The organism is Aminobacter sp. BA135 (assembly GCF_050859125.1).
GTDB lineage: Bacteria > Pseudomonadota > Alphaproteobacteria > Rhizobiales > Rhizobiaceae > Aminobacter > Aminobacter ciceronei.
Map to the genome: position 1 here is coordinate 2,466,849 of NZ_CP139572.1, position 23,187 is coordinate 2,490,035.

Sequence of the window (23,187 nt, forward strand, 5' to 3'; positions counted from 1 at the left end):
TGTGTGTTTCTCCGGGCCACCAAAAAACCTCATCCGAGCACGCGTGTGGTTTCGGCAGAAGGCCCGTCACGCCTTATGGCTTGCAAGACGCTCGAGCGCGTCGACGATCAGGTCGCAGAATTTGGGATGGTCGAGCTGCATCGCCACGCTGTGGCGGAAGCTGACCTGCTCGCTGGCCGTGCCGCCGAAATGGCGCATGCCGTCCATCTTCTCGAAATTGCAGACAGTCATGCCCTTGGTCCAGCGCCCGGCGATCTCGACCCGGATGTCGGCTTTCTCGGTGGTGAAGACGGACGGGTCGATCATGGCCGCAACGCAGCAGGCATCATGGACGGCAGGGTGCGCGATCTGCAGCAGGCCACCATGCGTCGTCGCTATGAACTCCCAGATGTCGAGGATAAACTTGCTGATCGGGCCACCGACGGCGCGGACCCGGTCCTGGAGTTCTGGGGTGGCCAGTGCCTGGTGGGTGAGGTCGAGCCCCACCATGGTAACATCCCAATTGGCACGGAACACGACATCGGCGGCTTCCGGATCGCCGTAGATGTTGAACTCGGCCGCGGGCGTGATGTTGCCGCGCGTATAGCTGCCGCCCATTGCGACGACCCGCTTCACCCGCTCGACGATGCTTGGCTCCTTGCGCGCGGCGAGCGCGATGTTGGTATAGGGACCAACCGGCACGAGCGTGACCGTCCGGGGCTCATGCGCCATGACGGTGTCGATGATGAAATCGACGGCATGGCGCTTGTCGAGCTCGAAGGAGGCGGGTGGTAGCACCGGCCCGTCCAGCCCGGTCTCGCCATGGATCTCGATGGCCAGCACCTGGTCGCTGATCATCGGAGCCGGTGAGCCCTTCGCAACCGGAACCTTGATGCCGTAGGCAGTGCACACCGACAGCGCATTGCGCGTGGTGTTTTCGACATTGTGGTTGCCCGACACCGTCGTGATGCCGAGCAGGTCGATGTTTGGATTGCCCGCCGCCAGCAGGATGGCGATGGCATCGTCGTGTCCGGGATCGCAGTCCAGGATGATCTTTTCCATGGGGCCACCTTTCCATCTGCCGTAACTAGAGACCGCCACGGCTGGCGCCGTCAAGTTTCCCCGTGCCAGCCGGCCAGCACCCAATCCCATCCAGGCAAGCTCTGATGACGCGACCAAAATGAATGACTTGCGAACGCTCGCTCCGAGACCCAACTCTCTTTTTCGGACCCCACACGATAATTTGCGCGATGCCGATGATCATGCTTGATGCCGCCAATATTTCACTGCACAGCGCTCAGCATGTCGGATGAGGTAACGAACCTGCGTCGGGATTTGCTGTGGGCCTGGCCCGCATCGCTGATCCTGCATGGGTTTCTGATCGCGGTGTTGCTGGCCTACAGCCAGCCGAGGCTTCCTGAACAGCAGCAGGAGGAGGCGGTAAACGTCACTCTCGTGCCGCCGCCGGCACTGCCGAAGCCGAAACCTGCTCCTCCGCCTCCCGCGAAGGCCGAAGCCGAAAAGCCTGCGGAGCCGAAGCGGTCGCCGGCGCCGGAGAAATTGCCGTCCAAGCCGGCGCAAATCGAGGTTCTGAAGCCTGTCTTCAGGTTCGGAGACAAGGATGCCGGTTCCGGCAAGTCTCCGGAGAGCGGCAGCGTCCAAGACACCGCGCCGTTGCCGGCAAAGGATGAGACTGTGAAGCCGCTTTCCGAGGAACGGGCCAATGCAGCCGATGACGCCGCGAAGCAGGCCGCAAAAGATACCGGGGCGGTTCAGGAAGCGGAGAGCGAGCCAGCTCCAAACCAGGATACGGGCAAGCAGGACACCGACAAGCAGGCGGGACTGACGGAGGGTGCCAACACGCAGGCAGCGTCGGCGCCAGCGCCGTTGGGCGCCATCGGCAATGACGGCGAGATCGCGCTGCCCGCCATGGCCACGGCGCCTGAGCCCAGGCCCTCAAATGCGCCGAAACCCAGTCTTGCGCAGATCCCGAAACCCGGAAGCGGCAAGGCCACGGCCCCAGCCTCCGGCAATGCGGACGCTGGGGCCTCGCAGCCCTTTTCGGGATTGCCGGGGGTTCGACGGCCGCAATCGCAAGGCGCTACTGGTGCTGCACTGAGCACGACGGCGATGGCCGGCTTGCCTCGCGACAAGCGGGCCGCCCAACTCTGCGCCAGCGCGCTGCAACGCCGACTGGTCGACGCGTCCTATTCCCCCGACCTTGTGCCTCTTGTCCCGCTCAGGCGCGGCAATGTGCTCGACGTTCCTGAGGCGGCCTTCCGCACGCGCACGGCATGGCACGCATTGACGTTCAGATGCGAGGTCGACGCCGAGGCGACGACGATCCGCTCCCTGACCTTCCGCGTCGGCGCGACGATCCCGCCCGGCGAGTGGGCGCGGCTGGGGCTCCCCGCAAACAACTAGGCGGATCCCGATCTTGGCCTTGGTGCTGCGCTGCCCTTCCGCTGCAGCGCCATTGCGTGATATCAAGCTCCTAGAGGGATAACCGAAGCTCAGCCTCGAAACCCGGCAAGCATGTGCTGTGTCGGGGCGGTTTTCTCCTTCCTGCATGGCGCAGTCATGATCGGAAGGCAGAATATGGACTCTCGAATCTTTCTATTGGCACTGGCGACGTTCGCCACCGGCACGGCCGAAAACATCGTCATCGGCATTCTGCCCGATGTCGCCTTGGGCCTTGGCGTTTCGCTTGGGCTTGCCGGTCAGCTGACGGCCGTCTTTTCGTTGACCTTTGCGCTCGCCGCGCCGGCGGCGCTGCTGCTTGCCAGGCGCATGGAGCGCAAGACGATTCTCGCTTTCGCCTTGGCCATGTTCATCGTGGCCAATCTGGTCGCGGCGCTCAGCCCTGGCATCGCCGTGCTGTTTGCCGCACGCATGGTCATGGCCGCGGCCAGTGCGGCCGTCTGCCTCGTGGCCACCATGATGGCAACCGAACTCGCCGGACCCGACAGGCGCGGGCGGGCAATCGGCCTGATCTTCATGGGGATCAGCGGCTCGATGGTGCTGGGCGTGCCCGCCGGAATGCTGATCAGCAGTCTGTTTGGCTGGCGCGGCGTCTTCGTGGCGCTTGCTTCGCTAGCCGTTCTGATCCTCATTGCTTGCCAGTGGCTGCTGCCGGTGTCGGGCCGAAGGCCAAGCGACGTGGCGGGCTATCGACGTCATGTCGGGTCGCTGCGGCTGGTATCGGGCCAACTTGTCTCGATCCTGATGATTGGCGGTCACTTCGTGCTGTTTGCCTATCTGGCGCCCTACGCTGTCGATGCGGTTGGATTCGATGCTGGTCAGCTTGTGCCGATTTTTGTCGCCTTCGGCGTGGCAGGTGTCAGCGGCGGCTATTTCGGCGGCTGGCTGACGGATATCGTCACGCCGCGTACCGCGATCCTTGTCGTCCCGCTTGCCTATCTGGCTGTCCTGCTCGCCATTCCGGCAGCATCTTCCCTTCCGGTGGCCTTTGTCGGCCTGATGATGGTCTGGGCCTGCATCAGCTGGATGATTTCGCCGGTGGTGCAGAGCTTCCTGATCAGCGCGGGGCCTGAGACCGCGGAAGCCGGCGTCAGCCTCAACCTGTCGGCGATGCATGTCGGCGTGGCTCTTGGGACCGCGATCGGCGGGCTGGCGCTCGATCGAGGTTCCGCAGCGGCCTTGCCTTGGACAGGCGCCATCCTCGCGGCCCTTGCCGTAGCGGCGAGCCTGATTGCTGCCTGGCGCACCGGAAGCAAGCAGGGGAGACCAGCCATCCAAGTTTGAAAAGTCGGCATTTTCGGTCGACTATGCCGGTATGAAACGCTTCGCATTCGTCCTCGCCCGCGACTTTACGCTGTCGCCGCTGTCGTTGTTCGTCGACACGCTCCGGCTCGCCGGCGACGAAGGCGACCGCAGCCGTCGGGCCGCCTTCGACTGGCAGATCATCGGCGAGCTCGGGCTGCCGATCCGGGCGAGTTCCGGTATCGAGCTGATGCCGACGGCGCCAGCCCTCCGGCCGGAGGATTACGACAACGTTCTTGTCGTCGGCGGGCTGCTCGGCCGGAAAAATTCGCTGCCGGCGTCGGCCGAGCGGTTCGTCGAGAGTGCCGCGAAAAAGGGCGTTCCGCTCGGCGCGCTGTGCACCGGCAGCTTCGTGCTTGCCGAGATGGGATTGCTCGATGGTCACAGGGCTTCGGTGAGCTGGTTCCACATCGAGGATTTTCGCTCCCGGTTCCCCGACGTCGACGCATCTTGCGACAGGCTGTTCATCGTCGACGGCAACAGGGCGACATGCTCGGGCGGGGCGGGCGCCGCAGACCTGGCTGCCCATCTAGTCTCAGGGGTCATCGGTGAGCAGTCGGCCGCCAAGGCGTCGCGCATCCTGCTGCTCGACAGGGTCAGGGATGCGGATGCGGTGCAGCCCAATCTCGAGCTTTTCCCCGAGGCAAAGACGCTTTCGGTGCGCAGGGCATTGCTGGTGATGGAAAGCAATCTCCAGGAACCCCTGGCAATCGTCGACGTCGCCCGTTCGGTCGGTGTCTCTACGCGGCAGCTGGACCGCGACTTTGCCGCGCAGCTCGGCACCAGCCCGGCGCGGGCCTATCTGCAGCTGCGGATCAGCTTGGCCAGCCGGTTGCTCAGCTCGGGCAAGAATCCGGTAGGCGAGGTCGCCTTCCAGTCCGGCTTCGTCAACGCAGGCCATTTCAGCCGGGTGTTCCGCAAGATGACGGGATTGTCGCCGACGGAAGCCTCGCGTCGATCGCCTGCCCTATGAGGATCAGTTCTGTAACAAAATCGATTTGAGATTGAGCGCCTGTCCGTCGAGTGATTGTGTGAATCGCTTTTGATGCGCTATATCAGTTGAATCATGGCAGCAGGTGCCGCCTTTGTAGAGCAGGTTCAGCATGTCCAAGCACGAAGTCATCGACGCAGAAGCGACCGAGCTCAGCACCGACGACGTTTATGCCGGTCTCGTCGAGGCGATCCTGTCGCGTGATCTGAAGCCGGCGATGAAGCTTTCGGAAGAGACGATCGCCAGTTCCTTCGGCGTCAACCGGATGGTGGTGCGCGCGGTGCTGAACCGTCTGCATGGCGAAGCGCTGGTCGAGATCCACAAGAACCGCGGCGCCTATGTGTCGTCGCCGACCGTCGAGGAAGCGCGCGAAATCTTCGACCTGCGCATCGTGCTCGAACGCGAGGTTGCGGCGCGGCTCGCCAGGCAGATCACGTCGGCGCAACTCGACGAATTGCAACAGCAAGTGACCGATCACCGCGACAGCTATCGTGCCGGCCGCGATGCCGAGTCGCGCCGCTTTGCCGAGCGGTTCCATCAGCGCGCGGCCGAGATGGTGGGCAACCGGGTGCTCGAGGCTACGCTGGGCAAGCTGATCACCCGCAGCGCCCTTGTCATGGCGCTCTACGGGCGCAGCTCCTCGTCGGAATGCGGCATCAATGAGCATGACGCGATACTGGAGACGTTGCGCAAGCGCGATGCTGCAGCTGCGGCCGACGCGATGGTGCATCACCTCGAGCATATTCTCGAGCGAGTCAGCCTGGATGGCGAGCCGGCGGAGGAGCCGGGATTGGGCGAAATTCTTTCGCGCTACGCGACGCGACCCGCCAAGGGGAAGTAGGGCCGTCCCGGAGGACGACCCTTGTCCGTCTGTCGCCTCAGGCGACCAGTTTCTCGAACCTGTCCATGATCTCCGGCCGCCTTTTGGCGAGCCGCGCCTTGATCACCTCGACATCGACGGTCAGAATCTCGCGGTCCTTCATCACCATTTTGCCATCGACGATGACGGTGCGGACGTCGCGACCAACCGTGGTGGTCGATGCGGTGAACAGTGGATCGTAGATCGGCTGCTGGTCGATGTCGGAGGCGTCGACCAGGATGAAGTCGGCCTTGTAGCCGCTTTCCAGCCGGCCGAGTTCGTGGCCGACGCCGAGAGCGCGCGCGCCGCCATGGGTCGCGATCTTAAGCAGCTCGTCGCTCGAAATCGCCGTGCGCATGTGCCAGGGCGTACCGGCGACCAGTTGTTGGCCGATGCGCGCCGCGTGGGCCACCTGGAAGACGTCGAGCGTGCCCGAGGACGCAGCACCGTCGGTGCCCAAGCCGATGTCGATGCCGCGGCGCCACATCTCGGCAACACGCGGCTGGCCGACGGAATAGTTGTGCAGGCCGCAATGGCAGGCCGACACCTTGTGCCGCGCATAGAGGTCCACTTCCTCAGGCGACAGGAAGATCGAGTGCGCGCCGTGGAAATGGTGCGACAGCACGCCGAGTTCCTCCAGATATTCGGTCGGCCGCTTGCCGTAGCGTTCCAGCGCGAAGTCGATCTCGTAGATGCCCTCGCAAAGATGGGTGTGCACCTTGACGTCGAGCTCCTTCGCCGCCTGGCCTATGCCCTTCACAAGTTCCGGCGTGCAGACGACGATCTGGCGCAGTGAAAGGAATGCCTTGACGCGCTCGTGCTTCGACCAGCGCTGCACCAGCTCGACATTGCGGTCATAGGCCTGCTGTGTCTTCATCATCAGCGCATCCGGCACGCCCATGCCGGTGTCGCAAGTCGATTGTGCGATGAAGCCGCGGATGCCGACCTCGTCGGCGGCGCGGCCCATCTCGTCGGGGTGCGGGCCACCTGCTTCGGCAAAGCATGTGGTGCCGACGCGCAACATGTTGGTGTAGGCGGCAAGCGCCGACAGATGCACGTCCTCCGGCTCGAGCATCGCCTCGAACGGCAGGTAATAATGCTTCCACACCGGCATCTTCGGGGCGCGCGTGCGGGTGATCTGCGACAGCTTGCCGCGCAACAGGTGCTGGGCGGTGTGGAAATGCGCGTCGACCATGCCGGGCATCGCGATCTGGCCGCTGGCGTCGATGGTCCGCTCCGCCCGGTAGAGCCCCGAGGCTTCGGATGCCTTGCCGGTCCACACGATGCGGCCCTTGTCCACGGCAAGTGCGGCATCGCGGATGACCGTGTCGGTGTCGTTCATGGTGATCAGGTCGCATCCCTTGACCACGAGGTCGACCGCTGCTGGGCCTGATGTCTCCGTTATCATCTCATCGCTCCTTCCATTGTTGATCCTGACGCTGCGGCTGTGCCTCGAAGCCGGGTGGTTTGAGACAGCCCTCTGTCTGCGTTGCGTGCATACCGCCAAAATTTTGGACAAACTGCAATGGCTTCTTTGTGAATGATCTTCAAAAATGATTGTAACAAAAAACTCAAAATTATGTTGCAACTTTTTTAGAGCGGTGTCACGATGATGAAAAGGTCGGGTTGCCAAGCAGCTTCCCGACATCAGGAGGAACACTAGGATGACGCTTGAAGACGCACCGGTTGCATCAGGCCCCGCGACGCCGCTGCATGACGCAGCGCCGGCAGCGCCGGCAGCGGCAGGGGAGGCGACACTGATCCTGAAGGGCTGCCGGCTGCTCAATGTCTATTCAGGTGTGACCGAAGAGACCGACGTCACCATTTCGGGTGAGCGCATCGTCTCCATCGCCAAGCGCGACAGGTACGCCGGTGCCGAGGTGATCGACTGCCAGGGCCTGTGGGCCATGCCGGGCATGATGGACTGCCACATGCATGTCGATACGACCTTCCTGTGGCCGGGTGAGCTGGCGCGGGTGCTCCTGCCGCTCGGCACGACGACCGTGTTCGTCGACACCACCAACAATGCCCATACCGGCGGCGTCGAGGCCGTCGACGTGCTGCGCCGTTCTTTCGAAGGATTGCCGCTGCGCGGTTATGTGGCTGCACCTTCCTACTGCCCGTTTGATGCGTCGCTCGGCACGGCGGCAGTCGAGATGAATTCGCAAGACATTGCCGAGCTGCTCAACGATGGCTGCATGAGCATTGGCGAGACAGTCTGGTCGCGGATCGCGCTCGAGGATGTCGACTACATGCGTGTCATCCAGACCTGCCGCGAGGCCGGCTTCCGGGTCAGCGGCCATGGCGGCGAGATCCGCCGCGGCGACGAGGCCGCTTTCGACGGTTATGTTGCGAGTGGCATCCAGGACGACCATTGCATCGGCCGGGGCGAGGACATCCTGCCCAGGCTGCGGCGCGGGCTGAAGCTGTTCTTCGTCGAATGCACCGGCCGGCGTGGCCAATTGCGGCCGCTGCTCGACGAAATGCTGCGCAAGGGGCTGTCGTTCCGCCAGGTCTGCATGTGCATCGACAACAACACCTCGATCGACATGGTGACCAAGGGCTACGGCTACATCGATTACCTAGTACGCATCGCCTTGGAGGCTGGCGTCTCGCCGCTCGACGCCTATCGCATGGTGACGCTGAATCCGGCCGAACATTTCCGCGTCACCGACCAGATCGGCTCGATCGCGCCCGGCCGTCTCGCCGACATCCTCTTGATGACCGCACCCGACGCATTCCCGCCGGAATATGTCATCGTCGGCGGCAAGGTGGTGGCTCGTCGCGGCGAACTGCTGGTCGATATTCCGAAGCCGAACTTTCCTGAGAGCTACCGCAACTCGATCAAGCTCGAGAAGGTGAGGCGTGCGTCGCTCAAATGCGGGGCGCCTGCGGATGCGACGTTGGTGCAGGCGCGGGTCTTCGAGGTTGTCGACGGCGACTCCTTCAATCGCGGCTTCGTCCATACGCTGCCTGTTACCGGCGAGGGCATCCAGCCGGATGTGGCCAACGATATCCTGAAGATCGCGGTCGTCGAACGCTACGGCCTGCACGGCAATATCGGCACCGGCTTCGTCAAGGGGTTTGGGCTGAAGCGCGGCGCGCTGGCGACGTCGATATCGGTGCCGTTCAACAATGTCGTCGTGGTCGGCGCCACTGACGACGACATCTGGCACGCCATCCAGCGCATGGGCGAAATCCAGGGCGGCTTTGTCGCCGTCGCAGATGGCAAGGTGCTGGCGGAGGCGCCGCTGCGTGTCGGTGGCATCATGTCAGAGGAGCCCTATGAGGTGCTGCTTGCCAGCATCGACAAGGCGCAAGCCGCCGCCGCCGAGTTGGGCTGCACGCTTACCGACCCGTTCAAGACGCTTGTTTCGACAATCCACACCACGCTTCCCGACCTCGGCCTGACCGACAAGGGGCTGATCAATTCGCGCATCGGCGTCGGTACCACCGTCGTCGTGGAAGGAGCTCACGATGTTGGCCTCTGACGCTTCCGTCGAAACGGCGCTGGCAGGTGTCCGGGTCTCTCTGGCCCAACAGCCGGCCGACCTGCTGCTCGCCAACTGCAACCTGGTCAATGTCTGGTCGGAGGAGACCTATACCGCCAGCATCGCCATCGCGGGTTCGCGCATCGTGGCGATCCGGACAGGTTATGACGGCGACGCCAGGCACGTCATCGATTGCTCCGGGCGATATGTTCTGCCCGGTTTCGTCGAGCCCTTGGCAGATGTTTCATTGGATGCCGAAGGGCTCGCTGCATCCCTGCTTCCGCAGGGCGTGACCTCCGTCGTCTCCGCCGAGGCAGGTGTCACAGCACCAAGGTTCGAGCAGCCTGATGTGCGGCGCTGGAATCTGGCGGCCGAAGGACCAGGCTGGCTTGACGGCGTGGGCCGTGCTCGTCTCGTCCATCAGCAACAAGTCTGTTCTGTCGCCGGCGCCGCCGTCGATGCGGTTGCTGCGGGATTGGCGGTGGTTCTTGAGGTCGGGTCCGATCCCGTAAAGCGCCTCGCCTTGTTGCGCACGGTCGCTGCCGTCGGGCTCGAAACGGCGCGCCTGATGCTTCGCCACAGTGAAGCAAAAGACGGTTGCGTCGCCGTGCGGCCTGTCTTGGGCGCGGCCCTCCAGGCCGGCATTCCGCTTTACCGCGCCGTGCAGATGGCCGGCTTCAATGCTGCCGTGCAGCACGGCATCGAACATGACGTTGGTTCCGTCGCGCCGGGGCGTCTGGCCGACCTTCTGATCTTGGACGACATCGCCCAGGCGGTGCCGTCGGTCGTCATCTTAGACGGACGCGTCGTCGCTCGCGACGGCCGGCTGGAGGAGGGCGACCAACGTTGAACCGAGCCGGACCTGATGTCTGGTGCTAGAATGGCCGCCAACGGCGCGGCGGCCCGGGAGGGACGGTTCTAGTTGGACCGCACCTTGGACGCGTCGACAATAACAAAGGGAACTCTGAAATGACCAAACACACGTTCGGACGGAACCTGATCAGATGGAGCGCCGCCGTCGCGCTCGCTTCGACGATGCTGTCCCCAGGGGCCGCTTCGGCTGAGACGGTGCTGCGCGTCGCCATGACCCTCGGCGACATCCCGGCCTGGACCGGCCAGCCTGACCAGGGCTATGAGGGCTACCGTTTCGTCGGTTTCAACCTGCATGACGGTCTGGTCAACTGGGATCTCTCCAAGTCCGATAAGGAGCCGGCGCTGCGCCCGGGCCTCGCCACCAAGTGGGAGGTCGACCCCACCAATCACAAGCGCTGGATCATCACCTTGCGCGAGGGCGTCAAGTTCCATGACGGCTCCGACCTGACGCCTGAGGTTGTGGCCTGGAATTTCGCCCGCCTGACCGACAAGACCACGCAAGGCTTCGACCCGGCGCAGTTTGCCCGCATGCGCACCCGCGCCAGCAACATCGACCATGTCGAACCGCTGGGCGCGAACCAGGTGGCGCTCTTTACCAAGGCGCCTGATTCCTTCACGCCGTTCAGCCTGACCAACTTCTTCATGATCTCCAAGGTCGCGCTGGAGAAGGCGAACTGGGACTATGCCGCCTACGCCAAGGCGCCGGCCGGAACCGGACCCTACAAGTTCGACAAGGTCGTGCCGCACGAGCGCCTTGAACTGGTGAAGAACGAGGACTACTGGGACAAGAACCGCATCCCCAGGCATGACCGCCTGGTGCTGGTGCCGATGCCGGAAGCGACGACGCGCACGGCGGCCCTGCTGTCCGGCCAGGTCGATTTCATCGAGGCGCCGTCGCCCGACACCATTCCGCGCCTGCAGTCGTCGGGCATTACCATCGTCACCAACACTTACCCGCACAACTGGACCTACCAGGTCAACATGGTCGATCCGCCCTTCAGCGACATCAAGGTGCGGCAGGCGGCCAACTACGCGGTCAACCGGGAGGATGTGGCCGCTCTGCTCAACGGCACCGGCGAGCCAGGTTATGCCATGCTGCCGCCGAGCTCGCGCTATTTCGGCCACCCGGTGAAGTATGATTTCGATCCGGAGAAGGCGACAGCGCTGCTCAAGGAGGCCAATTGCTATCCTTGCGAGATCAACGTCGCGATGTCGACGGCGGGGTCTGGCCAGATGCAGCCGCTGGCGATGAACGAACTGGTCAAGTCGCAGTTGGAAGCCGCCGGCTTCAAGGTCAACTTCAATGTCATGGACTGGAGCGCGCTGCACGACATCAGCCTGAAGGGTCGTGAGGCGTTCCCCGACATTGACGCCATCAATGTCAGCCGTGCGCCGATGGAGCCCTACAATGGTGTGCTCGGTTTCGTCATGAAGAGCCGCTTCGCGCCCAACGGGCCGAACTGGGGCTGGTTCTCGACCGACGAGATCGACGCGCTCGGCAAGAAGGCGATGGAAACCTTTGACGAGCCGCAGCGCGACGCAATGATCACCAAGATCCATGAGCTGACCGTCGCCCAGGCGCCGATGGTCTACATCGCCCACGATCTCAACCCGCGTGCCATGTCGCCCAAGGTCAAGGGTTTCGTCCAGGCGCAGAGCTGGTTCCAGGACCTGACGCCGATCGTCGTCGAACCATAAGGGCGCAATAAGCAGCGTTCAGTTCGGATAGGTCCGATAGAGCGGAGGCGTATTTGCCCGCTTGAAGCAGAGCCTGCAGGTGATGCGCGTAGGCGCATCACCTAGTTAGCATCCGGGAACATGACGGCAATTTGCGCGGCAGGGAGGATTGCTCGACGAGCAACCCGTGGCATTCCGACAAAATGGGAGGTGCAACAATGAACAGACATGCAGTCAGTCTATTTGTAATGCAGTGTGCCGCAGCGCTCACCGCGACCGTGCTTTCGCCCGTGACCGCTTCGGCGGAGTCAGTGCTGCGTGTCGGGATGACCGCAGGCGACATTCCAGCTTGGACCGGTCAGCCAGACCAGGGTTACGAGGGGTACCGCTTCGTCGGCTGGAACTTGTATGACGCGTTGGTCAATTGGGATCTCACCAAGCCGGACCAGGAGGCCGGACTGAAGCCTGGCCTCGCGACCAAGTGGCACGTCGACCCGGACAACCATAAGCGCTGGCTGTTTACCTTGCGCAAGGGCGTGAAGTTTCACGACGGGTGCGAGCTAACACCCGAGCTGGTGGTTTGGAATTTCCAGCGGCTCATGGACAAGTCGGCACAAGGTTTCGATCCTGTACAGTTTGGCCGCATGCGCACACGCGCCGCCAATATCGACCGTTTGGAAGCAGTCGATGCCGAGACGGTGGCAGTCTACACCAAAAAAATGGACAGCTTCACGCCATTCGGCATCAGCAACTTCTTCATGATCTCGAAGTGCGCGCTGGAAAAGGCGAACTGGGATTACGAGGTCTTTGCCAGGACACCGGCTGGCACCGGCCCCTATAGATTTGACAAGGTCGTGCCGCGTGAGCGGCTCGAACTGACAAAAAACCCGGATTACTGGGACAAGGATCGCATCCCCAAGCATGACCGCCTGGTGCTTCTCCCGATGCCCGAGGCAACGACGCGCACGGCCGCGCTTCTGTCCGGCGGCGTGGATTTCATCGAAGCACCGTCGCCCGACACCATCCCACGCCTGACTTCGGGAGGCATGAACATAGTTACTAACAGCTACCCGCACGTCTGGATCTACCAGCTCAACATGGTCGATCCGCCGTTCAGTGATGCAAGGGTCCGGCAAGCTGCCAACCATGCCATAAATCGCGACGACGTTGTCGCCATGCTCGATGGCACCGGGGAACCAGCATATGCAATGATGCCGCCGCGTTCGCGCTACTTTGGCAACCCGGTGAAATACGATTTCGATCCGGAGAAGGCGACGGCCTTGCTCAAGGAGGCGAACTGCTTCCCATGCGAGGTCACGATTGCGATGTCGACCGCTGGCTCTGGTCAGATGCAGCCATTGCCTATGAACGAACTGGTCAAATCGCAGCTCGAGGCGGTCGGCTTTAAGATTACCCTCAACGTGATGGACTGGAACACGCTGTTCGAAATGAGCCTCAAAGGCCGCCAAGCCTATCCAGAGATTGATGCCATCAATGTTAGCCGTGCGCCTACAGAACCTTTCAATGGCATCCTCAACTTCGTCATGAAGGACAGGTTTGCGCCTGCGGGGCGGAATTGGGGTTGGTTTTCGAACGACGAAATCAATGCGCTTGGCGACAAGGCCATGGAAACCTTCGACGAGGCCCAGCGAGACGCCATGGTCACCAAGATTCATGAACTGACGTTGGCGCAGGCGCCGATGATTTTTGTCGTGCACGACCTCAATGCGCGAGCCTTGTCGCCCAGGCTCAAAGGCTTCGTGCAGGCGCAGAGCTGGTACCAGGACCTGACGCCGATCGTCGTCGAACCATAACAAGAAGTGGCAAGCGGACCACCGAGGACGAACAGGAGAAATTATCATGTGGCTTTATGCTTTGCGGCGCATTCTCTACGCCGTTCCCATCGGCCTCGGCGTTTCGATCATCTGCTTCGGGCTGGTGTTTTTGGCGCCCGGCGACCCTCTGGGCTCGCTTTTGCCCCCTGATGCCTCGCAGGCCGATATCGAATATCTGCGCGGCGTCTATGGTTTCGACCGGCCGCTGCCGGTGCAGTATTTCGACTGGCTGATGCGCGTTTTCACAGGCGACCTCGGCAACTCGATCTCGAGCGGCCGGCCGGTGCTGACCGAGATCACGCATGCCTTGATGAACACCGTTCTGGTGTCGTTTGGGGCCGTGGCAGTCGCCTTCTCAATCGCCTTCGTGCTCGGCACCATTGCCGCTTATCATCTCGGCACCTGGGTCGACCGCACGGTCACCGGCCTGTCGATCGCCGGTGTCAGCGTTCCCAATTATTGGTTCGGCGTGGTCCTGGTGATCGTCTTTTCGGTAGAGTTCAACCTGCTGCCGGCGATGGGGATGGGCAGTTCTGGCTCAGAGAATTTCAGCATCTTTGAATGGGAGCAGCTGAAATACGCGATCCTGCCCATCGCCACCATGTCGCTGGTGCCGCTCGGCGTGATCATGCGCAACACCCGCTCGGCGGTCGCCGACGTGCTGTCGCAGGATTTCGTCCAGGCGCTGCGGGCCAAGGGCCTGGGTGAATGGGCGGTTGCCCGCCACACCATCCGCAACGCGCTGCCGCAGGTGCTTGCAGTGATGGGCCTGCAATTCGGCTATCTCGTCGGCGGCTCGATTCTCGTCGAGACCATCTTCAACTGGCCGGGCACCGGCTTCCTGCTCGGCAAGGCGATCCTGACCCGCGACGTGCCTGTCGTGCAGGGCGTGGTGCTCGTGCTCGCCATTTGTTTCGTCATCACCAATCTGTGCGTCGACCTCATCCAGACGGCTGTCGATCCACGCATCAAGCGCGGCTGACGGGAGGACATCATGACTGACGCTACTTTCGACACCTCTTCTCGCTCCACAGCACCAAAGGTGCGCAGCTATTGGCAAAGCGTGGGCCACCGGCTGAGCTACGACCACGTAACGCTGTTTTTCGCCGGCATCATCCTGCTGGTCGTTCTGTCGGCGATATTTGCGCCGTTGTTGACCTCGATCGATCCCAACAAGCCGCAAATGATCGCCCGGCTGAAGCCGATCGGCACTCCGGGCCACTGGCTTGGCACCGACGAGCTCGGCCGCGACATGCTCGCCCGCCTTCTCTACGGCGGCCGCGTGTCGCTGGCGATGGGGCTGGTGCCGGTCATGCTGGCGACTGTCATCGGCGGCTTCCTCGGCGTGGTCGCGGGGTATGCCGGCGGCTTCGTCAACACCGCGATCATGCGGGTGATGGACGTCTTCTACGCCTTTCCCTCAGTGCTTCTGGCGGTCGCCGTCTCGGGCATGATGGGCGGCGGCATGCTCAACGGCCTGTTGGCGCTGACCCTGGTGTTCATCCCGCCGCTGTGCCGCATTTCGGAAACCGCCACCGCGCAGGTGCGCAGCCTCGACTTCGTCGAAGCGGCCCGCGCCAGCGGCGCCGGAATGGGCCCGGTCATCGTGCACCACATCCTGGGCAACGTGCTCGGACCGGTGTTCATCTACGCCTCCAGCCTGATTTCGGTCTCGGTGCTTCTGGCCGCCGGCCTGTCGTTCCTCGGCCTCGGCGTCGAGCCACCAACGCCCGACTGGGGCCTGATGCTCTCGGCCCTGCGCCAGGCAATCTACATCGACCCGTATCTGTGCGCCTTGCCCGGTGTCGCGATCTTCATCACCTCGCTGTCGTTCAACATGGTCAGCGATGGTTTGCGGCAGGCAATGGACGTCAGGCAGTGAAAGCGGAGGCGAAAATGGACGCACAACTGGCAATCCCTGCCGCGGCGCATTTCGATGCCCCGGCAACGCCCGAAACGGGCGGCAGCAAGACCCCGCGCGGCGGATCGGCCGCGATGCCGGCCATGCTGGTGGTCAAGAACCTGAAAAAGTACTTCCCGGTGAAGGGCGGGCTGCTCAACCGCAAGGTCGGCAATGTGCATGCCGTCGACGACATCTCGTTCACGGTGTTCAAGGGCGAGACCCTCGGTGTCGTCGGCGAGTCAGGCTGCGGCAAGTCGACCCTGGCACGGCTCCTGATGTACCTGATGCCGCCGGATAGCGGTGAGATCGCCTTTGGCGGCCGCACCGTCGGCGACAAGCACGGCCTGCCGCTGCGCGAACTCCGGCGTAATCTGCAGATGGTGTTCCAGGACAGCTATTCCTCGCTCAACCCGCGCCTGCCAGTCGAGGCCTCGGTCGCCTACGGACCGCGTGTCCATGGCATGAGCGCCGACAAGGCGCGCGAGGGAGCACGCAGCCTGCTTGGCAAGGTCGGCTTGCGTCCCGAGCTGTTCGGTCCGCGTTACCCGCACGAGCTGTCGGGCGGGCAGAAGCAGCGCGTCAACATCGCCCGCGCGCTGGCGCTCGACCCCAAGATGCTGATCCTCGACGAGGCGGTGTCGGCGTTGGACAAATCTGTGGAAGCGCAGGTGCTGAACCTGTTGCGCCAGCTCAAGCGCGAGTTCGACCTGACCTACCTGTTCATCTCGCACGACCTTAATGTGGTCCAGTACATCTCAGACCGCGTCATGGTGATGTATCTCGGCCAGGTCGTCGAAATGGGGCCCGTGGATCAGATCTACAACGGCCCGAAGCACCCCTATACGGCGGCGCTGCTGAGGTCGCGGCTGGCAATGGACCCCGACGACAAGATCGTCACGCCGCCGCTGACCGGTGATCCGCCCAATCCGATCAACCCGGCGCCGGGCTGCCGCTTCCGCAGCCGCTGCCAGTTCGCCGAAGGTATCTGCGAGAGCAAGGCGCCGGCGCTCGGCGCCTGGGCCAACCGAGGCTCGCATGTCGCCGCCTGCCACATGGCCGATCCGCAATCGGGGCACACAAGGGCAGGGACCGCAGCCCACGACGCGCTTGCAGAGGAGGCGACACGATGACCGCGCCCGCAACTGAACAGAGCGCTCGGCCGCTGGTCGAGGTGCGCGACCTCAATGTCAGGTTCGAGACGCGTGACCGCACAGTACATGCTGTCAACGGCGTGTCGTTCGAGGTGATGCCGGGCGAGGTATTGTGCATCATCGGTGAATCCGGCTCCGGCAAGTCGGTGACCATGCGGGCGCTGATGCGGCTGTTTTCGCCGCGTATTACCCGCGTCTCCGGCAATATCCGCGTCGCCGAGCACGACATTATGTCGGTCAGCGAGCGCCAACTCAGCGACATCAGGGGCTCGACCATCTCGATGGTGTTCCAGGAGCCGATGACGGCGCTCGACCCGACCTATACGATCGGCGACCAGATCGCCGAAACCATCATCCGTCACCAGCATTGCAGCCATGCCGAGGCGATGGCCAAGGCGCTGGAGCTGCTGCAGTTCGTCAAGGTGCCGAATGCCGAGCGACGGCTGAAGGCCTATCCGCACGAGCTGTCGGGCGGCCTGCGCCAGCGCGCCATGATCGCGGTCGCCCTGTCATGCCGGCCGAAGCTGTTGCTCGCCGACGAGCCGACGACCGCGCTCGATGCCACGGTGCAGATCCAGGTGCTGTTGCTGCTGCGCAAGCTGCAGCAGGAGCTCGGTATGGGTGTGATTTTCGTCACCCACGACCTCGGCGTCGCGGCTCAGATCGCTGACAAGGTGGCAGTGATGTATGCCGGACGCATCGTCGAATATGGCAGCGTGCGTGACGTGCTCCTGAGGCCGTCGCATCCCTACACGATGGGCATGCTTGCCTCGACCGTGCATGGCCAGGATCGCGACACCGACATCGACGCTATCCCCGGCACGCCGCCCGACATGAGCCGGCTCGCCGACGGCTGCAGCTTCGCGCCGCGTTGCCGCTTCGCCGTCGATGCCGTTTGCGGCAAGGGCAGCCCGCCGCTGGTCTCGCTCTCGCCGGGCCGCGAAACGCGCTGCTTCCGGGCGGCGGAGCTGTTTGCCCGGCCGGCATTGGCGACATCTTCGTCGGCGTCGGTGGTTCACGCCGGCTAGGCGTTCTACCTCTCCCCCTGCGGTTTCAAGCGCCGCAGGTGGCGTCGTGATCATTTGCGGTTTGCTTCCCCACCGCATGTTCCCATGGTCCGGCGCTGCTGGTGGATTGGCCGGGAACGATTTGAGGCCGATCCACCAGCATTTTTGAACTGCAAACAGGTTCGAAGGTGCCGCCTGCTCAGAGCGCGGCAGTCTCCGGCACCTTCACCTCCGGCATAGCGCCGATCAGCATGCGGGCGTACTCGCTTTTCGGAGCGTCGAAAATCTCGGCGCAGTCGCCCTGTTCGACGAGCTCGCCACGGTTGATCAGCGCCACCCGGTCGCAGAGATAACGCACGACGGCGAGGTCGTGGCTGATGAAGAAGTAGGTCAGGCCGAGGCGATCCTGAAGCTCGCACAGGAGATTGAGAACCTGCGCCTGCACCGAGACGTCGAGCGCCGAGGTCGGCTCGTCGAGCAACAGCAGCTCAGGGCCTGAGGCAAGGGCGCGCGCGATACAGATGCGCTGGCGCTGGCCGCCGGAGAATTCGTGCGGATAGCGGTGCAGGTGCTGCGGGCCCATGCCGACGAGCGAAAGCAGTTCTGCGGCGCGGTCGCTGCGCTGCCTGTTGGTCAGGCCGAGCGTCTCGTGGTGGATGACCAGCGGCTCGGTGACGATGTCATAGACCGACATGCGTGGGTTGAGCGACGCATAGGGGTCCTGGAAAACGATCTGGATGCGCGAGCGCAGGCGACGCAGTTCGGCGTCGGAAAGGTTGCCCAGGTCCTGGCCCTGGACGCGGATGCTGCCCGATGTCGGCGTTTCCAGATGAAGGATGGAGCGGGTCAGCGTGGTCTTGCCCGAGCCGCTTTCGCCGACGAGACCAAAACTCTCGCCCTTGCGGACGCTGAGCGAGACATTCTTCAGTGCATGGACTTCCGGCGACGTGCCGAAGATGCCGCGACGCCCGGGGTAGATCTTCGAGACATTGTCGATCTCAAGCATGATCTCAGTCATCGACGAGCGCCTCCATTTCATTGACGCGGATGCAGGCGGCAGCATGGTTGTCGCCGACCGACACTGGCGCCGGCATGGCGGCGGTGCAGGCAGGCAGGGCGAACCGGCAGCGTGGCGCAAAGCGGCAACCCGGCGGCGGCGTGATCAGGTTCGGCACCGAGCCTGCAAGGCCGCGAAGCTCGCCGCGCCTGGTTTCGCGCGTCGGGATCGCCGACATCAGGGCGCGTGTGTAGGGATGGACGGGATTGCCGATGACGGCCGCGACCGGCCCGCTTTCGACGATGTTTCCGGCATACATGACTGCGACGTGGCTGCATGTCTGGGCGACGACGCCGAGATTGTGAGTGATGAGCACGACGCCCATGTCGAAGTCTTTGACGCTGTTCTTGATCAGCTCGAGGATCTGCGCCTGGACCGAGACGTCGAGCGCCGTTGTCGGCTCGTCGGCGATCAGAAGGTCGGGTCGGCCGATCAGGGCCATGGCGATCAGCACGCGCTGGCGCATGCCGCCGGAGAACTGGTGCGGATAATCGTCGAGCCGCGCCAGTGCGTTGGGGATGCCGACGCGGGTCAACATCTCGCCGGCCAGCTTGCGCGCGGCCTGGCGGCGTTCGCGCCGGCCGGCACTGGGCGAACAGCCGATCACATCAGGGTCGCGATCGGCCGCGGCCAGCGCCACGTCGACGAGTTGCTCGCCGATGCGGAAGGCCGGATTGAGGTTGGTCGTCGGATCCTGGAAGATCATGCCGATGCGCTTGCCGCGCAGACGCTGCATCTCCGTCTGGCTGAGCTTGAGCAGGTCCTGGCCTTCGAGCAGGATCTCACCAGCGGTGTAATGTGCGGGCGGCGTCGGCTGCAGACGTGACACCGACAGGCCGGTGAGCGACTTGCCGCAGCCGCTCTCGCCGACGAGACCCCAGATCTCGCCCCGGTTCACGGTGAGGTTGATGCCGTTGAGCACATGCGCCCGGCCGTCGAAACTGGACATCCGGAGGTGCAGGTCGCGGATCGAAAGGAGAGGCTGGGTCATCTCAACGCCTCGCCTTCGGATCGAGGATGTCGCGCAGGCCGTCGCCGAGCAGGTTGAAGCCGAACACGGCCAGGAACATCGCCATGCCGGGCGCCATCGCCGTCCACCAGTAGTCGGGCATGTAGGAGCGCGAGACAGACAGCAGCGTGCCCCATTCGGGCGTCGGCGGACGGACGCCGATGCCGATGAAGCCGAGGCCGGCAACGGTCAGGATGGCGAAACCCATGTCGAGCGACATCTTGACGATGATCGGCGAGACGACGTTGGGCAGGATGTGGCGGAACAGGATGCGCTTGGGTGTTGCGCCGAGCGCGCGGGCGGCAGTGACATAGACTTCCTCGCGCGCAGCGAGCACCTCGCCGCGCACCAGCCGCGCATAGCCAGGCCACCATGACAGGGCAATGGCGATGACCATGTTGCCGAAACCCGAGCCTAGGGCTGCGGCGATCGCCATGGCGAGGATCAGGCCGGGAATGGTCAGCGTCAGGTCGGTCAGGCGCATCAGCACCTCGTCGACCCAGCCCTTGGCAAAACCGGCGATGGCGCCGACCAGCGTGCCGATCACCGAGCCGATGAGCACCACGCCGAAGCCGGCGAGTACCGAAACCGTGGTGCCGGCCATGACCAGCGACAGCACGTCCTGGCCGAGTTCGTTGGTGCCGAACGGGTGGGCCGCCGACGGGGGGATGAAGCGCGAGGCGGTGTCGACGCCACCGGCGACGTGCTCGGGATAGGGGGCAAGCACGGTGCCGAAGGCGGTGAAAAAGATCACCACCGCGACGATGGCCGCACCCAGTATCGACAGCTTGCTCTGCGAAAAGCGGAAGAAGGCGCGGCGCAGCCTGTCGCGGCGCGGCGTGGCGAAATCGTCCGCGGTGGTGTGCTCGGTGGTGCTCATGAGTAGCGGACCTTGGGGTTGATGACGCCGTAGAGCAGGTCGATGACGAGGTTGGCGAAGACGAAGAGCAGGCCGATCACCAGGGCGACACCGATCACCGGCATCATGTCCTGCGAGACGATGGCCTTGGTGGCGTAGAGGCCGAGACCGGGCCAGTCGAAGACCGTTTCAACCAGCACGGTGCCGCCGAGCAGCCATCCAAAATAGAGGCCGATCACGGTCAGCGTCGCCGAGACGGCATTGCGGGCGACATATTTGGTGATGATCTTGCGCTGCGGCAGGCCGAGCGCGCGTGCGGTCATCACGTAATCCTGCTGCATCACTTCGATCGTCGAGGCACGCATCATGCGCATGATGGTGGCGAGCGGAGACAGCGACATGGCGATGGCCGGAAGCGCCAGGTGGCGCAGCGACATGAAGAAGGCGTTCCAGTTGCCGGCGATCAGGGAATCGATGGTCAGGAAGCCGGTGACGAAGCGCGGCGGGATGACGACGATCGGCAGGCGGCCGCCGAGTGGCAGCCACATCAGCCACATCGCAAAGCAAAGCTGCAGCAGCAGGCCAAGGAAGAAGCGCGGCATCGAGATCGCGCCGATGGCGCCGACCTGGGCCAGGTAGTCGGGCCAGCGATTGCGCCAGACGGCGGTGATGAGGCCGAGCGGGATGCCAACGGCAACCGCGATAAACATCGCTGCGAAAACGAGTTCGAGGGTCGCGGGCAGGTAGGCCTTGATATCGGCAGCGACGGGTCGGCGGGTCAAAAGCGAGGTGCCGAGGTCGCCATGCATCAGGCCGGAGACATAGGTGCCGTACTGCACCCAGACCGGCTTATCCAGGCCATACTCCACGGCAAGCGCTGCGATTTCGGCCTGCGTTGCGTTCGGACCTGCGGCGAGTGCCACCGGATCGCCCGGCAGGAGGCGAGCGATGGCGAACATGATGATCGTCAGTCCGACGATGACCGGAATGAGCAGCAGAAGCCGCCGCAGGATGAAATGCAGCATTGCCGATGTCCTTTGGTTGGAGCTTTGGCGGGCCCGGAGGCCCGCCAAATGTTCGACTTAGCCGAGCGACAGGCCCCAGGCCTCGATGGCGTTGGAGGCGACCGGGGTGAAGTGGTAGTCCTTCACGGTGTCGCGCATGGCGAGCTTGCGACGCTCCAGAACGCCGAAGACGTCGGGGGCGTCCTCGACGACCTTCTTCTGGAATTCGCCATAGATCGCGACGCGCTTTGCCTGGTCGATTTCCTTGCGGCCGGCCTCGATGAGAGCGTCGACTTCGGGGTTCTTGTAGACCGCGTTCTGCCATGCGCCGTTGCGTGAGGAGTGGTAGGCCGCATAGGCGATGTTGTCGGGGTCGCCGTAGTTTGCCGTCTGGTAGACCGGGAACAGGTCGGGGAAGGTTTCCGGCGACTTGCAGGCGGTGACCATGTCGGGCCAGTTCATCGGCACGATCTCGAGGTCGATGTTCAGCTGCTTGAGGCTGTCGAGCATGATCAGCGCCCAGCGGCGCTGCTGCTCAAGACCCGAGACGTGGTACATCTTGAGCTTGAAGCCGCCTTCCGGCTTGGCCGACTTGGCCATGAACTCCTTGGCCTTGGCCATGTCGGTGCCATAGGCGGCAAGGTTGGCGTCGAAGCCGAGGATGCCCATCGGCAGCGGGCCTTTCATCAGGTCGGCATAACCCGCGGCGTCGAGGATCGCCTGGTAGTTGGTGGCGTAGGAGATCGCCTTGCGCAGGTTGATGTCGGCGCAGGGGCCGTGCTGGGTGTTCATCTTGATCGAGAAGGTGCGGTATTCCGGCTCGATGACGCTGACAACGCCCGAGGCGCCTTTCAGCGCGTCCATATCCTCGCTGGTGAGGTCGGTGGCGATGTGGGCTTCGCCGCGCTGGATCATCAGGCGCTGGGTGGCGGTTTCGCGGACGATCTGCCAGATCACGCCTTCGAGGTTGCCGCCGCCGGCCTGCCAGGCCTCAGGCGCGCGGGCCAGTTGATAGAGTGTGCCGACCTCGAAGCGGGCAACCGAGAATGGGCCGGAGCCGGCCGCATTGGTCATAAGATAGGTTTCGCCTGAATCACTGCCGAGATTGGCCTCGACCACCGCCTTCTCGACGATGAAGATCCAGGGCAGAACCTGCAGGAACGGCGCGAAGGGGGCGGTGAGCTTGAACTTGACCGTGCCGGCGTCGACGGCCGTCACGCCCTCGGCGGTGACGATATCGCGGATCATCCAGGAGTTGCCCTTGGCGAGCTTCAGCGCACGGGCGAAGGAGTAGACGACGTCGTCTGCCGTAACGGCATTGCCGGAGTGGAACTTGGCGGCCTTGTTCAGGACGAAGGTGAATTCCGTGCCGTCGGGGCTGACCGTCCAGCTCTCGGCGATGCCGGGGGCGGGCACCGGCGGGTTGCCCGAGATGCGCACCAGCGGGTCATAGACGTTGCGCATGAAGAACGATGCGGAATAGCCGGTCGCGGTGTGCGGGTCGAAATTGGGGATGTCCTGGCCGGCGGCGATGATCAGGACGCCGCCCGACTGGGCGAAGAGCTGACGCGGGAAAACCGTGGTGGCGAGGCCGACGCCGGTGAGGGCCAGAAGGCCGCGCCGCGAGATGTTGAACTGGTCAGAGGTCATTGCATTGCTCCTGTCGAATGTCTGGTCGTCATTGCAAATGGGCGGCGCCAGTTGGCTGG

At 63.7% G+C, this 23,187-nt stretch carries 19 protein-coding genes; 12 read left to right on the plus strand and 7 right to left on the minus strand.

Annotated elements, in window-relative coordinates; all coding sequences use genetic code 11:
• Positions 1-66: 66 nt before the first annotated feature.
• Complete coding sequence (locus SLT36_RS12050) at positions 67-1,041, minus strand: nucleoside hydrolase (protein WP_432287701.1); 975 nt, start codon at positions 1,039-1,041, stop codon at positions 67-69.
• 273 nt (positions 1,042-1,314) lie between these two features.
• Here SLT36_RS12050 and SLT36_RS12055 point away from each other — a divergent pair, with 273 nt between their 5' ends.
• The 4 genes from SLT36_RS12055 (at position 1,315) to SLT36_RS12070 (ending at position 5,594) form a co-directional block, all read left to right on the plus strand.
• Positions 1,315-2,403, plus strand: coding sequence for a DUF930 domain-containing protein (locus tag SLT36_RS12055; protein ID WP_432287702.1), 1,089 nt, complete (start codon positions 1,315-1,317; stop codon positions 2,401-2,403).
• Positions 2,404-2,577: 174 nt separating this feature from the next.
• Complete coding sequence (locus tag SLT36_RS12060; protein ID WP_432287704.1) at positions 2,578-3,744, plus strand: MFS transporter; 1,167 nt, start codon at positions 2,578-2,580, stop codon at positions 3,742-3,744.
• Between the two features lie 31 nt (positions 3,745-3,775).
• Positions 3,776-4,735, plus strand: a complete 960-nt coding sequence (locus SLT36_RS12065) for a GlxA family transcriptional regulator (protein WP_432287705.1) — start codon at positions 3,776-3,778, stop codon at positions 4,733-4,735.
• A gap of 130 nt (positions 4,736-4,865) precedes the next feature.
• Positions 4,866-5,594, plus strand: a complete 729-nt coding sequence (locus tag SLT36_RS12070) for a GntR family transcriptional regulator (protein WP_432287707.1) — start codon at positions 4,866-4,868, stop codon at positions 5,592-5,594.
• 37 nt (positions 5,595-5,631) lie between these two features.
• Here the strand turns inward: SLT36_RS12070 and SLT36_RS12075 are convergent, their stop codons facing one another.
• Positions 5,632-7,020 carry an amidohydrolase family protein gene (locus tag SLT36_RS12075; protein WP_432287709.1) on the minus strand — a complete coding sequence of 463 codons (1,389 nt, stop codon included), beginning with the start codon at positions 7,018-7,020 and terminating at the stop codon, positions 5,632-5,634.
• 256 nt (positions 7,021-7,276) lie between these two features.
• On the opposite strand from SLT36_RS12075, the gene SLT36_RS12080 reads away from it, so the two are divergent.
• From SLT36_RS12080 to SLT36_RS12115, 8 genes are all read left to right on the plus strand, one after another.
• Complete coding sequence (locus tag SLT36_RS12080; RefSeq protein WP_432287711.1) at positions 7,277-9,103, plus strand: adenine deaminase C-terminal domain-containing protein; 1,827 nt, start codon at positions 7,277-7,279, stop codon at positions 9,101-9,103.
• A complete protein-coding gene (locus SLT36_RS12085; protein ID WP_432287712.1) occupies positions 9,090-9,953 on the plus strand; it encodes an amidohydrolase family protein in 864 nt (287 codons plus the stop codon). The genes SLT36_RS12080 and SLT36_RS12085 overlap by 14 nt, the downstream gene beginning before the upstream one ends.
• Positions 9,954-10,072: 119 nt before the next feature.
• Positions 10,073-11,674, plus strand: a complete 1,602-nt coding sequence (locus SLT36_RS12090) for an ABC transporter substrate-binding protein (protein ID WP_432287713.1) — start codon at positions 10,073-10,075, stop codon at positions 11,672-11,674.
• A gap of 197 nt (positions 11,675-11,871) precedes the next feature.
• Positions 11,872-13,467 carry an ABC transporter substrate-binding protein gene (locus SLT36_RS12095; protein ID WP_432287714.1) on the plus strand — a complete coding sequence of 532 codons (1,596 nt, stop codon included), beginning with the start codon at positions 11,872-11,874 and terminating at the stop codon, positions 13,465-13,467.
• Between the two features lie 46 nt (positions 13,468-13,513).
• Positions 13,514-14,470 (plus strand): ABC transporter permease, encoded by a 957-nt coding sequence (locus tag SLT36_RS12100; protein WP_432287715.1) that lies wholly within the window; start codon positions 13,514-13,516, stop codon positions 14,468-14,470.
• 12 nt (positions 14,471-14,482) lie between these two features.
• Entirely contained in the window at positions 14,483-15,370 is an 888-nt protein-coding gene (locus SLT36_RS12105) for an ABC transporter permease (RefSeq protein ID WP_432287716.1), read from the plus strand.
• Positions 15,371-15,483: 113 nt separating this feature from the next.
• A complete protein-coding gene (locus SLT36_RS12110) occupies positions 15,484-16,521 on the plus strand; it encodes an ABC transporter ATP-binding protein (protein WP_432288310.1) in 1,038 nt (345 codons plus the stop codon).
• Positions 16,518-17,570, plus strand: coding sequence for an ABC transporter ATP-binding protein (locus SLT36_RS12115; RefSeq protein ID WP_432287718.1), 1,053 nt, complete (start codon positions 16,518-16,520; stop codon positions 17,568-17,570). The genes SLT36_RS12110 and SLT36_RS12115 overlap by 4 nt, the downstream gene beginning before the upstream one ends.
• Positions 17,571-17,748: 178 nt before the next feature.
• Here the strand turns inward: SLT36_RS12115 and SLT36_RS12120 are convergent, their stop codons facing one another.
• Genes SLT36_RS12120 through SLT36_RS12140 form a run of 5 tightly spaced genes read right to left on the minus strand, consistent with a single transcriptional unit; the run spans position 17,749 to position 23,128 of the window.
• Positions 17,749-18,567, minus strand: a complete 819-nt coding sequence (locus SLT36_RS12120; protein WP_432287720.1) for an ATP-binding cassette domain-containing protein — start codon at positions 18,565-18,567, stop codon at positions 17,749-17,751.
• Entirely contained in the window at positions 18,560-19,597 is a 1,038-nt protein-coding gene (locus SLT36_RS12125; RefSeq protein ID WP_432287721.1) for an ABC transporter ATP-binding protein, read from the minus strand. The genes SLT36_RS12120 and SLT36_RS12125 overlap by 8 nt, the downstream gene beginning before the upstream one ends.
• 1 nt (position 19,598) lies before the next feature.
• On the minus strand, positions 19,599-20,495 hold the full coding sequence (locus SLT36_RS12130; protein ID WP_432287722.1) for an ABC transporter permease: 897 nt from the start codon (positions 20,493-20,495) through the stop codon (positions 19,599-19,601).
• Entirely contained in the window at positions 20,492-21,499 is a 1,008-nt protein-coding gene (locus SLT36_RS12135) for an ABC transporter permease (RefSeq protein WP_067960048.1), read from the minus strand. Before SLT36_RS12135 ends, SLT36_RS12130 begins: the two co-directional genes overlap by 4 nt.
• Positions 21,500-21,556: 57 nt before the next feature.
• The gene (locus SLT36_RS12140) at positions 21,557-23,128 is read right to left on the minus strand and encodes an ABC transporter substrate-binding protein (protein WP_432287724.1); all 1,572 of its coding nucleotides are present in this window, start codon (positions 23,126-23,128) and stop codon (positions 21,557-21,559) included.
• Positions 23,129-23,187 lie beyond the last annotated feature (59 nt).